The following is a 13,905-nucleotide window of genomic DNA, read 5'->3' as shown; positions in this document are numbered from 1 at the left end:
TCCCCTGTCTGCTTTAATAGGTTTCACAACTTATAAAGCGGAGAAGTGATCTGCGACACACACCTCATTTCAAAATGTGGAGTGATGTTACTGAACGGCTGGGTTAACATTTACGTAGCGCAATGCAACCATCCCCTTATTTGAACGTTGAAATCAGTGTGTTTTATAAATCGAACAATATGTCTTTTACAGACACCTCATTTCGATTGATTACTTGTTGCCCCTTCAAAGATTATGATGCCCGGATAAACAGGGAATATACAAAAAAAGTTTTAAGAAATGTTGCAGGTTTTCCTAAACCTTTTGGATTTGTTAATATAAATGTACAGGAAATACGATTGGAAGGGCGTTTGCGATGTCATTATTGGAAATCAATCAGGTAACCGGGGGATATACACGGAATCCGGTTTTAAAAAATGTAAGCTTTAAGGTGAATCCAAACGAAATTGTCGGATTGATCGGACTTAATGGTGCTGGAAAAAGTACTACGATAAAACATGTTATTGGTCTTATGGAGCCTCACCAGGGAGACATTAAGATAAATGGAAAAACCTTCATTGAAAATCGGGAAGAATACAGAAGACAATTCACGTTTGTACCAGAAACGCCGATTCTTTACGATGAGTTAACTTTAGAAGAACATCTTAAAATGACAGCTATGGCATACGGTCTTGAGGAAAAAGTATACAAACAACGAATCGAAGCACTTTTAAAGGAATTCAGAATGAGCAAGAGGCTTAAATGGTTTCCTGCTCATTTCTCAAAAGGCATGAAACAAAAGGTGATGATCATGTGCGCATTCCTTGTTCAGCCATCTCTTTATATTGTTGATGAACCTTTTGTAGGCCTCGACCCGCTCGGAATTCAGTCTTTACTTGATTTAATGAATCAAATGAAGGAAAGCGGTGCAGGCATTTTGATGTCCACCCACATTCTGGCAACTGCCGAAAGATATTGTGACCGTTTTGTCATTCTCCATAATGGAGAGGTTAGGGCATTGGGAACACTCGATGAGCTGCGCGGCCAATTTTCCATGCCTGGTGCCACATTGGACGACTTGTATATCCAGCTGACTAAGGAAGAAGACTATGTTTAATCCGCAGACCTTATGGAAGGAACGCTTTAGCTCCTTCACAAAAGAAACGGGAAGTTATCTACGGTATATTTTTAATGGACACCTTGTAGTGGTCCTTCTGTTTCTGATGGGATCGGCAGCCTTTTATTATCAAGAGTGGATTAAGTCGCTCGGGCCAGACTTTCCGGCAGCTTGGATCATGGCACTTGTGCTTGCTGGCGTGCTCACTTACAGTCCAATCCAGACATTTTTAACAGAGGCAGATAAAATTTTCTTGCTGCCGCTAGAAACCCGGCTTGCGGATTATTTTAAAAAATCGATCGGCTTTAGCCTTAGTTTACAGTCATATCTATTGCTGATTGTTCTGGCAGTACTCATGCCGCTGCATGTGAAGGTTCATGGAGCTGATTTCAAATCCTTTTTCATTCTGCTAGTCGCACTTGTACTTCTAAAATGGATCAATTTACTGATTCGCTGGAGAGTTCAATATAATATTGAGACAAGCGTGAAAATCGCTGATAGCCTGGTACGCTTCTGTATCAATGCTGTTCTCTTGTACTTCATCTTTTCGGGTGCCCAGCTGATTTTTGCCGCCATTCCTGCCATTATGCTGCTTCTGCTTTATGTTTATTACAAAAAACAGACTAACAACAAGGGTCTGAAGTGGGAACAGCTGATAGAAGATGAAGAGAGACGGATGAATTCCTTTTACCGTATTGCGAATTTATTTACCGATGTCCCTAAACTGAGGGACCGTACCAAAAGACGTAGATGGCTAGACTGGTTGTTCAAGACAAATCCATATCGACAGGACTTGACCTTCAGCCATCTTTATTTAAGGACCTTTGTAAGGGCTGGGGATTATTTTGGTTTGCTCGTTCGGCTGACTGCGATTGGCGGGGCGGCACTTTACTTTTTCACATACGGACCGGGTCAAATATTAATTGCCACCCTATTCCTATACTTAACAGGCTTTCAGCTTCTGCCATTATGGGGTCATCATCAAAATAAGCTATGGATTAATTTGTATCCAGTACCGGAAGCAGCTAGAAAAAAATCATATACCAGTTTGTTGATGAAGATCATGATTTTTCAATCTGCCGTTTTTGCAGGAATTGTTCTGTTGAAAGGTGAATGGCTGTTTGGAGCTTTAATATTGGCTGCTGGTATTGCTTTTTCAGTATTCTTTGCTTATGTCTACATTCAAAGTAAGCTGCTTAAGGCTTAGCGTGTATGGTTCATTTTATAAATTTCTGTAAAATTTTAATGAGTAATATGCGATAAAATACTAATTCAAAATCCATTTCATTCATGCATCTGCACTTATGAAATGGATTTTTTTTGAAACTAATTATTGTTTCAGGCGTAGAAACAACAAGGGGTGAAAAACGTTGAATGAATATGAGCTGAAGGTGTACGAAGATGTGCTCGAGTGGAAAAGGAAATTTAATAAACGCTCAGGATTTTTAGCACGTGCTTCAAAGAAAGCACAGACCAAAGTCAACCAGCTAATTCCCGAAAAAGTCCATCACATTCTCACAGAGAGCATTAAAAATATGGTTAAAGCGACGCTTGCTGGCTCAAACTTTACGACTAAAAAACAACAGGGTGCAGGGCTGACACTGGCAGAAAAGGATGGGCTTCTACAGAAAAAACTGGCTGGATTTCGGAAAACGGCTGCTGTTGAAGGGGCAGGTACGGGTGCTGGAGGCTTTTTGCTAGGAATGGCGGACTTCCCGCTGCTTCTATCGATAAAAATGAAATTTTTATTTGATGCGGCATCTATATATGGCTTTGATCCATCAAAATATGAAGAAAGGCTGTTCATTCTCTATGTCTTCCAGCTAGCCTTCTCAAGTGATGAAAAACGGAAGGAAACACTCGAAATGATTGAAAACTGGGAGGAAAAGAAAGTCCAGCTGGTGGAAATCGATTGGCAGGAGTTCCAGCAAGAGTACAGAGATTATATTGATTTCGTAAAAATGCTGCAAATGATGCCTGGCATCGGGGCTGTAGTAGGTGCCTATGCCAATTATAATCTTCTCGATCAACTAGGTGAAACCGCGATGAATGCATATCGATTGAGGATATTAAAAACACCCCCGCAGAATTAACCTGCAGGGGTGTTTACATTTATGCCAAGGTTTCATGCTTTTCCTGGCGAGCCTTTTCATATGATTGATAGTGAAGGGCAGCAGAGCATAATGTCTTCGCTGCAATCACCATAGCTTTTTCATCAAAATCAAACATTGGATGATGATGAGGGTAGGCCTCATCTGTTTGCGGTTTTGCTCCGGTGAAGAAGAAGGTGCCCTTCACATGCTGTAAATAATAGGCAAAGTCCTCGCCGCCCATTTGCGGTTCTGTTTCTTCTATTTTCTTCACCTCAGGCACCTTTGAAGCACAATCAATCAGGAATTCAGTTTCCGCAGCATGGTTTACAACGGGAGGGTAACCTCTGTGGAAGACGTAATCATAGGAACAGTCCATTGCGAGGCACGTTCCGTTGATAATTTTTTCTATTTCAGTCGCGATGAATTCTCTCGTTCTTTCATTAAAACTTCTTACTGTACCAATTAACTTTGCTTTATCGGCAATCACGTTAAAAGCATTGTCAGCCATGAAGGAGCCCACGCTTACGACTGCAGAATCAACAGGATTTACTCGTCTGCTCACGATTTGCTGAAGATTCGTCACCAGTTGAGAACCTGCAAGAATGGCATCTTTCGTTTTATGCGGCTGGGCACCATGTCCGCCTTTGCCCTGGATCGCGATTTCAAATCGGTCAGCTGCAGCCATGATCGGCCCAATTCGGTATTGAATTGTTCCAGTCGTTTCGGTAGCCCATAAATGTGTACCAAATATAACATCTACACCTTCCAGGCAGCCATCCTCAATCATTGAAATAGCCCCTCCAGGAGCATATTCCTCAGCATGCTGATGAATCATTACATATGTACCATGCAGGTTTTCCCTGGACTCGTGCAGAACCTTGGCTAGCACCAATAAGGCGGCCGTATGTCCATCATGGCCGCATGCATGCATCACACCTGGAACCAGTGACTTGTATGGGACATCCTTTTCGTCTTGAATTGGCAATGCATCAAAGTCAGCTCTTAGTGCTACAGTTTTCCCGGGCTTTGAGCCATGAATTTTAGCAACGACTCCATTGCCTCCGACATTTCCGCGTACTTCAACGCCTAGTTTTTCGTAGTAAGATTGAATATAGTTTGCTGTGTTCACTTCCTGAAAAGACAATTCAGGATGCTGGTGCATAAAGCGGCGGATTTCCACCATTTCAGGATATAAATTCTCAATTTGGTTAAATAACTGATCCTGCACTTGATCCCTCTCCTCTTCGCGAAAAAGTAATTTGATAATTTAAATAATTATAGCATTTATATAATCATAATATAAAGCCATTCTCTCGTTCAGCCAAAAGAAGCTTCCAGATTGGAAGCTTCATATATAAACAGAGTCATGTGACTCCAGTGTTTTAAATGAGGAACATCGCAAAAATGGTGGTGACAATTAGGCCAATGGTAACCGGGATCAGGTTCCTTCTGGCTAATTCAAATGGATCGACCCCGCAAATAGCGGCTGCAGGAATCAGGGCCCATGGAACGAGTGTGCCGCCGCCAACCCAAATGGCAGCAATCTGGCCTAGAGCTGTCAAAGTCGCAGCTCCTGCACCTATTGCAGTCGAGAAAATGGATGCAACAGATCCGGCGAGTGAAATCCCTGAAAAACCAGATCCATCAAGTCCTGTGATGGCTCCAACAGCAGTTAGTGTAACTGCTCCTACTTCGGCGTTCAATGGAACTATGTGAGCTAAAGCAACCCCAAGATCATTAACAATACCTTGCGAAGTTTTAGGGAGAAATTCTCCAATGATTTTGGTGAATCCGGAATCACCAAGATAGAAGAATGCAGCAATCGGGATGACGGGTCCAAAAACCTTGAAGCCAAACTGGAATCCCTCAATAAGATAACTAGTGGTTTTTTCAAGGCCATTGTTTTTGTGGGCTGCAAGCGAAATGAGCAGCAGGATGAAAATGGACGTGCCGCCAATAAGTGCTGTTGCGTCACCTCCTTGAAGGTCAAGGATAGACATAGCTGCTACATCTGCAGCAAACAGTATTGGAATAAGTATTGCGAAAAACTTTTTGGCGCCAGCAGATAGCAGATTCGGGTCACTTGTTTTTACAATCTCCGATTCTGTTGCTTCCCCACTCTTGAGTTTGCCGCTCTTCATATCTCTTTTTAAGAAATAGAAAGCTGTAATGGTTGTAACCACACCCATAACAATAACGAGCGGGATACTTGCTTGCACGACAGAGCTAACCGGAATGCCAGCTGCATCGGCAGTCAATTTAGGCGCAGCCTGGATGACGAAATCCCCCGAGAGCGCAATGCCGTGGCCGAATAGGTTCATTGCAACGGCTACACCGAGTGCTGGAAGACCAACCCTGACTGCTACTGGCAAAAGGACCGCACCCATCAACGCAACAGCGGGTGAAGGCCAGAAAAACCAGGAAATCACCATCATTAAAATACCAATCGTCCAATAAGCAAGTGCCGGTGTCCGGATCAGCTTGGCAAAAGGTGAAATCATCGCATCGTTTATTCCTGTCACCGTCAATGTGCGGCTCATGGCAACAATAATTGAAATGACAAGAATAGTGGGCAATAGCTCGGTTATCGCATATATGAAGCTATTGAAAATACTGCTGACCGATCCACTTAAGGATCCTGTCGCAACGACGGCTAATAAAAAAATGCCGATGATGGATATGAATGATGTATCCCTTTTCATGACCATGAATCCGATGATCAAGAAAATAAATAAAACATATATCCAATGAAGAGCCGTTAACTCTAAAGCCATAGAACCATTCTCCTCCCCAGTATAAGTAATTGAATCTGCCTCTCTTTTCTTCTTAATAGGCAAATTCCCTAATTGAGTACTACAGGATATGATGAACAATTAAAGTTGTGAGGAGGATGGGATATTATTTTTTTCAGTCTCTAGACGGAGGACAACACTGTCTCAGGCGGGGCGAAAAACAGCCGTTCATCCTTTAAAATAAGACTATGTTAAAGGTCATTGTTGATTTTCAGCACCTGTTGATTGGTGCGGAAATCAGCAGTCTATTTTAACAGGCCGCCAAAAAGAGGGATTTTTTCCTTCGAAAAAGAATAAGAGAATAGGATAGGAAGAAAGAAGGGAATGCAATTGCGAAATCGTTCAATGAATCAGGTGGCGTTTGCCGTTTTATTATCTGGCCTAGGAATTATTCTTTTATTGGTTAATATTGGTGTCATTTCCTTGGAAATAAAAGAGCTATTTGTCGTATCCTATCCTTTTGTTTTATTTGTGTACGGATGTGTGGAATTAATAAATTCTTTCATGCATAAAAAACGCCATTATGCCTGGAGCTCATTTATCCTTATTTTTTCTGCGCTGCTGATACTGGATCGTTTAGGTGTGCTAGCATTCCAATTTCTTGATGTTTGGAAGCTATGGCCGGTATTGCTGACCTATTTTGGCATTAGTATGCTTTTTAATAAGAACAAAATGAAAGTCAGCTTTAATACAGATTTTCCTTTAGAAAAGGAAGGCGAAGATACTGCAGGGTATCATGATTCCGCCTCTTTAAAGAGAATAAGGGGAATCTCGGTGGGGGATGTAACTTTCAAGAAGCAAAATTGGGCAGTCGAGCCAATTGATTTGTTCAATATGGTTGGGGATTATTTCATCGATTTCAGCAAAGGATTCATACCGGAAAAGGAAACACCAGTCAAAGTGAAGGGCTGGATCGGCGATGTGAAAATGATCATTCCGGAAGATGTTCCTGTGATGATCAATGCTGCAGTGAGCGTAGGAGAATTAAAAGTTTTCGATTATGCACCAGATCAAATCAAGCATACCTTCACATATAAATCTGACAACTATGATGATGCTGTAAGAAAATTGAATATAACCGTAGAGCTCAAGGTGGGTTCGATTCGAATTGACCGGGTTTAGGGGGAAGAATATGAAGCAAATGTCCAGCATTCGGTTTTGGTTTATACAGACGTTTTTAATGATGGCTTTCATCTCTTCACTCGTTCTTTTTATAGGACTGCAAATCTACTTATATATAGAACCACATAGCGGACTGACAACCAAAATGACTTTTTTGCTGTGGCTTTATTGTTTTATTGTATTGGCTTCTGCGGGTCTGTACTTTGGACTAAGAGGAAGCTATTTAATCAAAGGGCGGCTTGGAGATATCTTATTATTTGTTACCACACTTCGCAGAGGGAAATTCAGTGAAAGAATCATAACCTATGAAAAGGATGAAATAGGATTAATCTCCGAGGAGCTTAATCAGTTATCAGAACATTTTCAAGAACAGGTTCAATCTCTGCAGAGGCTTGCCGAGGAAAAAACAGAGCTTTCACAAACTGCAAGGACGGCTGCGATCATGGAAGAAAGACAGCGCCTTGCAAGAGATCTTCATGATGTTGTAAGCCAGCAGCTATTTGCTCTAAGTATGATGTCTTCAGCCTCACTGCGATTATTTGAACAAAACCCGGAGAAGGCAAAGCAGCAATTGGAGCAAATATCAGAGATTGCGGTTAAAGCTCAGGGAGAGATGCGAGCTTTGCTACTCCATTTGAGACCAGTCCAATTGAGTGGCGAGAGCCTTTGCGATGGCATTGTCAAGTTGATTCAGGAGCTTAAGCAAAAAACAAACCTTAATTTCGAGGCAAGCGTCGATGAAATTGAAAATCTATCTAAAGCTGGGGAAGAGCATATTTTTCGGATTGTGCAGGAAGGTCTTTCTAACATTCTTAGGCATGCGGATGCCTCGAAGGTAAAATTGGTGCTGTCAGAAGAAGATAGCTATATTCACTTATTCATTGGCGACAATGGGAAAGGGTTTAATATCCATAACGAACGGATGGCATCTTATGGGTTAAAGACTATGCGAGAACGATGTGAACAAATCGGCGGTACATATAACATCAGGTCAAAAGAAAAAGAAGGAACATATATTGATATTCGGATACCGGCTATGAGGAGGGAAGAGTAGTGAAGAAAATAAGAGTTGCTGTAGTGGATGATCATGAGATGGTGCGCAAAGGCATAATATCCTATTTAGCCACAGAACCGGAAATTGAGATTGTCGGTGAAGCAGACAGCGGCAAAAAAGCCGTAGCACTTGTAAAAGAAACAAAGCCGGATGTAGTATTAATGGATCTCTTAATGGAAAGTGGCACTGGAATCGATGCGACCAGGGAAATCTTAAGCTTTTGCCCTGAATGCAAAGTCATCATCATCACAAGCTTTTATGACGATGAACAGGTCTTTCCGGCCATCGAGGCTGGAGCTTTCAGTTACATGCTAAAAACAGCCACGGCTTCTGAAATTATCAACGCGATTGAGAAAGCGGCAAAAGGTGAACCTGTAATTGAGCCCAAGGTAGCGAACCGGATGATGAACAGGCTCAGAACGCAGGATAGGAAACCTCACAGTGATCTGACAGAACGCGAGCTTGATGTCCTGAAATGTATTGGAGAAGGGATGACAAACCAGCAGATCAGCGAAGAACTCTATATAGGTGTCAAAACCGTAAAGACTCATGTCTCAAATATACTAGGCAAACTAGGGATTTCAGACAGAACACAGGCTGCTGTATATGCGAATAGAAATGGGGTAGTAAAAAATCCATAAAAAATGGGAGGCGCACTTACGCCTCCCATTTTTTAAAGGATAAGAAAATATAAAATTCACTTCGAGAAATGTCCAGCTCCAGCGCCTAGCCCCTCGAGTCGCTTGTCTAGCTGCGGCTCCTAACTCCTCGAGAAGCTTCGGTCCTGTCAATGAAGTCAAAGAACTACTTCACCGGTCAGCCCTCCGACGGACACGATGTTCTAGTGCCGACGTTGCCACAGGACGTGGCGCAGTTAGTCGCCGTTCCTTTTACAAGGCGCTTGCGCTTTTCTTATTCTCCAATATAATACTTCGAAACATACGAAGCGCTCTCGAAAATGTGCGGTTTTGCGTTATCGATACCAGCTTCTGTTCCGCGGTTTTTGTGAGCATGATCATATGCCTTTGATTTCTGCCAATTTTCGAATGCTCCTTCATTTTCCCATACAGTCAAAACAATATAAGTATTGGATGACAGTGGGCGAAGGACACGAATGGCTTTAAAACCTGGTTCATTCTCTATTAGCCTCGGCCTGTTTAAAAAGCGGTTCTCAAAAAGAGGGCGTCCTTCATCTGTAACCGGTATATTGTTGAAAACTGAAAAACCAGGCTGGTCAAGTGATCCTGCGGAATCAATCACTTCATATTTTCTTGGCTCATTGAACAAGCTTGCTCCATTTGTCTCGTGGACAAGGATTGCTGATTCATTATTGTTCATTAAAACAAGAGTCTCTTCAGGATGTTGCTCTTTAAATTTCATCAGATAATCTGCTGTGCCAGAAGTAATATACACGTTCATCTTTTTTCACCTCATTAATAAAATACATTCAATACTGTAATTATACTAATTTGAAGGAACTAAACCTAATCATGAATGCTTTTTTAAATTTAACTCTATTAACCTGGACTGTTGATTTCCGCTCTAGGCACTCACTTACCCCGCGGGTCGTCCGGTAAGCGAGTTCCCGGAGATCCAGTCAACAGGTGCTTAAAATCAACAGCCAAATATAAAAAAGCCAACATATTTATAACCTAAAAGAATAAAATTCGTCAATTTTTCGACATTTTCGAGCGTCTTCTATGAAAATGGTTAATAAAAAGGATATAGTGTATATAGCGAAAAAATGGTGTTTTTTATTTTAATCTATTTATATTACAATGGAAGACAGACACTACTGAAAGGTGGATTTCCCCAAATGAGCAAAACAATCAACGATACATTTCTAAAAGCAGCCAGAGGAGAGCAAACAGATTATGTTCCTGTCTGGTATATGAGGCAGGCTGGAAGATCACAGCCTGAATATAGAGCAATCAAGGAAAAGTATTCACTATTTGAAATTACACACCAGCCTGAGCTTTGTGCTTATGTTACAAGGCTGCCAGTTGAACAATATGGCGTGGACGCGGCAATCCTTTATAAGGATATCATGACACCTCTTCCTGCGATGGGTGTAGATGTAGAAATTAAAACAGGAATTGGCCCAGTTATTTCTAATCCGGTCAAATCACTTGCAGATGTTGAAAAGCTAGGTCACATCAATCCTGAATCGGATATTCCTTATGTTCTCGACACAATCAAACTGCTAACACAGGAACAATTGTCTGTACCTTTGATTGGATTCTCAGGAGCTCCGTTTACCTTAGCAAGCTATATGATTGAAGGCGGTCCTTCGAAGAATTATAACAAGACAAAAGCTTTCATGTACGCACAGCCTGAAGCTTGGTTCGCTCTAATGGACAAGCTTGGAGACATGGTGATTACATATGTGAAATCCCAAGTCAAAGCTGGTGTAAAAGCAATCCAGATCTTTGATTCGTGGGTAGGTGCGCTGAACGTCCAAGATTACCGTACATTTATCAAACCAGTAATGAACAGGATTTTCTCTTCTTTAAAGGAAGAAAATGTACCTCTTATCATGTTTGGTGTAGGTGCAAGTCATCTCGCTTTGGAGTGGAACGACCTTCCGCTAGATGTTGTAGGGCTTGATTGGCGTTTGCAAATTAGCGAAGCCCGTGAGCTTGGAATCCAGAAAACAGTCATGGGAAATCTTGATCCTGCAATTCTGCTTGCTCCATGGGAAGTAATTGAAGAAAAAGCAAAAGCAATCCTTGATCAAGGAATGGCACAGCCTGGCTATATTTTCAACCTTGGACATGGGGTTTTCCCTTCAGTGAACCCAGAGACATTGAAAAAATTGACCGCTTTTGTACATGAGTATTCTGCCTCAAAGCTTAGCAGATAGGCTCATGTCTACTGCAGAGCATTACAATTGGTAAAATAGTCTTGTTTTTGGCAGAATAAAAGCTTAGAGACTGTAAAAAGAGGTGCGATCATGACAAAGAAAAAGATGGGTTTGCTAGTTATGGCATATGGAACACCCTATAAAGAAGAAGATATTGAACGATACTATACACATATTCGCCACGGCAGGACGCCTTCTCCAGAAATGCTCGAGGATTTAAGGCAACGTTATGAGGCAATCGGCGGCATTTCACCTCTTGCGAAAATTACGATTGAGCAGGGTGAGAAGCTCGAGCAGCATTTAAACAGTATTCAGGATGAGATTGAATTTAAAATGTATCTTGGACTAAAGCACATCGAGCCTTTTATCGAGGATGCAGTCAAGCAAATGCATGAAGATGGCATAGAAGAGGCTGTAAGCATCGTGTTGGCTCCGCACTTCTCAACATTCAGCGTGAAATCTTACAACGGACGAGCGAAGGAAGAAGCTGCGAATCTGGGCGGACCTGAAATCGTATCAGTGGAGAGCTGGTATGATGAGCCTAAATTCATAAAATACTGGTCTGACCGTGTTGCAAAAACATTCTCTAACATGCCTTCTGACGAAAGAGAAAAGGCTGTTTTAATCGTGTCTGCCCACAGTCTACCGGAGAAAATCCTCCAGATGGGCGATCCATACCCGGATCAGCTGCAAAAGACTGCAGACATGATTGCCCAAAATGCAAATGTTAAGAACTATGAGGTAGGCTGGCAGAGTGCAGGAAATACTCCTGAACCTTGGCTTGGGCCCGATGTGCAGGATCTAACCCGTGACCTATTCGAAGCACATGATTATAAAGCATTTGTTTATGTGCCTGCTGGATTTGTATCCGACCATCTGGAAGTCCTGTATGACAACGATTATGAATGTAAAAAAGTCACGGACGAAATCGGAGCAAGCTATTACAGGCCTCCAATGCCGAACGCAGAGCCTGAATTTATTGACGCGATGGCAGATGTGATTTTAAAGAAGCTGTCTACTTCACGCTAAAACTATAAAAAGAAGGCGATTTACCGTGACAGAAATGAAAAAAGTCGTAATTGTCGGAGGCGGCATAACTGGTTTGACCGCAGCGTATTATTTGCAAAAGTATGCCCGGGAAAGCCAGCTTCCTCTTGATGTAAAGTTAGTCGAAGCCTCCCACCGGGTCGGCGGGAAAATGCAGACCTATGTTAAAGATGGCTTTGTCATTGAAAGGGGCCCTGATTCTTTTCTTGAAAGGAAGGAAAGTGCAGGGCGTCTTGTTCGCGAAGTTGGGCTTGGCGATCAGCTGGTCAACAATAGTACAGGGAAATCCTATGTTTTGGTAAAGGACAAGCTTCACCCTATGCCTGGCGGCGCTGTTATGGGGATCCCAACTCAAATCGCTCCTTTCATTACGACGGGCTTATTTTCATGGCCTGGAAAGTTCAGGGCAGCGGGAGACTTTTTTATGTCACCTTCCAAGGTCAAAGGCGACCAGTCATTAGGCGAGTTTTTCCGGCGCAGGCTTGGTGATGAAGTGGTAGAAAATTTGATTGAGCCTTTGCTTTCAGGTATTTACGCAGGAGATATTGACAATATGAGTCTTTTATCAACATTCCCTCAGTTTTACCAAGTGGAGCAAAAATACGGCAGTTTGATTCTTGGTACAAAGAAAACTACTCCTGCTCCGAAAAAGAAGCATTCTGGAGACGGACAGGCAAAGAAAAAAGGGATGTTCCTGACGGTAAAAACAGGGCTGCAATCCTTCGTGGACGCAATTGAAGCGAAACTTGAACCAGATTCAGTATTAAAGGGCATCAGGGTTGATAAAGTCAGCAAGCAGCAGAATAATGGCTATCGTTTGAGATTGAGCAGCGGCGAAACACTCGATGCTGACAGCATCCTTGTTTCTGCTCCGCACGAAGCGGCCCTGCATATGTTTTCTGATCATGATCATATTTTTGAACCGTTTCGTGATATTCCTTCAACATCTGTTGCCACTGTCGCAATGGCTTTCCCGGAAAGTGTCATAAAAGAAGACATCGATGGGACTGGGTTTGTTGTTTCGCGGAACAGTGATTACACGATTACGGCTTGTACTTGGACACATAAAAAGTGGCCGCATACGACGCCAGAAGGAAAAGTCTTGCTCCGACTTTATGTCGGGAGGCCGGGAGACGAAGCAGTCGTTGAACTTTCCGATGATGAAATCATCAAGATTGCCCTTGAGGATTTGAACAAAACCATGGACATTCAGGCACAACCTGATTTTGCCGTCGTTTCCCGCTGGAAAGAAGCGATGCCGCAATATACAGTTGGGCACAAGGAAAGAGTAGAAAAGCTGAAAAGCGATCTAGCAAATGAGCTTCCAGGTGTTTTTATAGGAGGCAGCTCCTATGAAGGTGTTGGGCTTCCTGATTGCATTGACCAGGGGGAAGCAGCTATAGAAAGAATACTAAAATTTTTAACACTCGGATCTTAAAAACCCTTTTAGGGTTTTTTCTTTTAGGCTTTTTTCGTAAATATTGTGCAATTATTCTTTAAGGCTGTTCATGAGCATTCGTATGTAAAAAGTGGATTGAATGGTTCTCGGAGCGCTTCTTATGCCTATTCTTTTTACGATTTTTGTTCATTTAGGTACCCAAGAAGGTCTTGTTGGTTTCAGCTTTTACCATTTTTTGTACTTCAGGTACCCAAGAGGCCTTATTGGTGACCGCTTTTACCATTTTTTATACTATTTAGGTACTCAAGAGGCCTTATTGGCGCCCGCTTTTACCATTTTTTATACTATTTAGGTGCCCAAGAGGCCTTATTGTGACCACTTTTACCATTTTTTATACTATTTAGGTACCCAAGAGGCCTTATTGGCGCACGCTTTTACC

The 13,905-nt window shown here is 42.2% G+C and carries 12 protein-coding genes; 9 read left to right on the top strand and 3 right to left on the bottom strand.

Translation table 11 applies throughout. The annotated features are described in order from the left end of the window. Positions 1–355 precede the first annotated feature (355 nt). The 3 genes from WB217_RS02345 (at position 356) to WB217_RS02335 (ending at position 3,189) form a co-directional block, all read left to right on the top strand. A complete protein-coding gene (locus tag WB217_RS02345) occupies positions 356–1,096 on the top strand; it encodes an ABC transporter ATP-binding protein (RefSeq protein WP_423990284.1) in 741 nt (246 codons plus the stop codon). Further along, positions 1,089–2,303 carry an ABC transporter permease gene (locus WB217_RS02340; RefSeq protein ID WP_423990282.1) on the top strand — a complete coding sequence of 405 codons (1,215 nt, stop codon included), beginning with the start codon at positions 1,089–1,091 and terminating at the stop codon, positions 2,301–2,303. The genes WB217_RS02345 and WB217_RS02340 overlap by 8 nt, the downstream gene beginning before the upstream one ends. Positions 2,304–2,466: 163 nt before the next feature. After that, positions 2,467–3,189 carry an EcsC family protein gene (locus WB217_RS02335; RefSeq protein WP_423990280.1) on the top strand — a complete coding sequence of 241 codons (723 nt, stop codon included), beginning with the start codon at positions 2,467–2,469 and terminating at the stop codon, positions 3,187–3,189. Between the two features lie 19 nt (positions 3,190–3,208). Here the strand turns inward: WB217_RS02335 and WB217_RS02330 are convergent, their stop codons facing one another. Further along, positions 3,209–4,372 carry a M20 family metallopeptidase gene (locus WB217_RS02330; RefSeq protein ID WP_423990318.1) on the bottom strand — a complete coding sequence of 388 codons (1,164 nt, stop codon included), beginning with the start codon at positions 4,370–4,372 and terminating at the stop codon, positions 3,209–3,211. Positions 4,373–4,571: 199 nt separating this feature from the next. Beyond that, positions 4,572–5,963 (bottom strand): hypothetical protein, encoded by a 1,392-nt coding sequence (locus WB217_RS02325; protein WP_423990278.1) that lies wholly within the window; start codon positions 5,961–5,963, stop codon positions 4,572–4,574. Between the two features lie 342 nt (positions 5,964–6,305). Between WB217_RS02325 and liaF the strand changes: the two genes are divergently transcribed. Genes liaF through WB217_RS02310 form a run of 3 tightly spaced genes read left to right on the top strand, consistent with a single transcriptional unit; the run spans position 6,306 to position 8,798 of the window. Next, complete coding sequence (gene liaF, locus WB217_RS02320; RefSeq protein ID WP_423990276.1) at positions 6,306–7,103, top strand: cell wall-active antibiotics response protein LiaF; 798 nt, start codon at positions 6,306–6,308, stop codon at positions 7,101–7,103. Positions 7,104–7,113: 10 nt separating this feature from the next. After that, on the top strand, positions 7,114–8,157 hold the full coding sequence (locus WB217_RS02315) for a histidine kinase (RefSeq protein ID WP_423990274.1): 1,044 nt from the start codon (positions 7,114–7,116) through the stop codon (positions 8,155–8,157). Then, complete coding sequence (locus WB217_RS02310; RefSeq protein WP_423990272.1) at positions 8,157–8,798, top strand: response regulator; 642 nt, start codon at positions 8,157–8,159, stop codon at positions 8,796–8,798. Before WB217_RS02315 ends, WB217_RS02310 begins: the two co-directional genes overlap by 1 nt. Positions 8,799–9,069: 271 nt before the next feature. Here the strand turns inward: WB217_RS02310 and WB217_RS02305 are convergent, their stop codons facing one another. After that, positions 9,070–9,576 (bottom strand): antibiotic biosynthesis monooxygenase family protein, encoded by a 507-nt coding sequence (locus WB217_RS02305; RefSeq protein WP_423990270.1) that lies wholly within the window; start codon positions 9,574–9,576, stop codon positions 9,070–9,072. Between the two features lie 397 nt (positions 9,577–9,973). Between WB217_RS02305 and hemE the strand changes: the two genes are divergently transcribed. The 3 genes from hemE to hemY all read left to right on the top strand — a co-directional run bounded on the left by hemE (position 9,974) and on the right by hemY (position 13,505). Beyond that, positions 9,974–11,020 carry a uroporphyrinogen decarboxylase gene (gene hemE / locus WB217_RS02300; RefSeq protein WP_423990268.1) on the top strand — a complete coding sequence of 349 codons (1,047 nt, stop codon included), beginning with the start codon at positions 9,974–9,976 and terminating at the stop codon, positions 11,018–11,020. Between the two features lie 90 nt (positions 11,021–11,110). Further along, a complete protein-coding gene (hemH, locus tag WB217_RS02295; RefSeq protein ID WP_423990267.1) occupies positions 11,111–12,049 on the top strand; it encodes a ferrochelatase in 939 nt (312 codons plus the stop codon). A 34-nt stretch (positions 12,050–12,083) separates the two neighbouring features. Beyond that, positions 12,084–13,505, top strand: coding sequence for a protoporphyrinogen oxidase (gene hemY / locus WB217_RS02290; protein WP_423990316.1), 1,422 nt, complete (start codon positions 12,084–12,086; stop codon positions 13,503–13,505). Positions 13,506–13,905 lie beyond the last annotated feature (400 nt).

This window comes from Mesobacillus sp. (assembly GCF_049588175.1).
Lineage (GTDB): Bacteria > Bacillota > Bacilli > Bacillales > Cytobacillaceae > Mesobacillus.
Note: the sequence above shows the minus strand (reverse complement) of the source record. Positions and strands in the feature narration are given on the sequence as shown.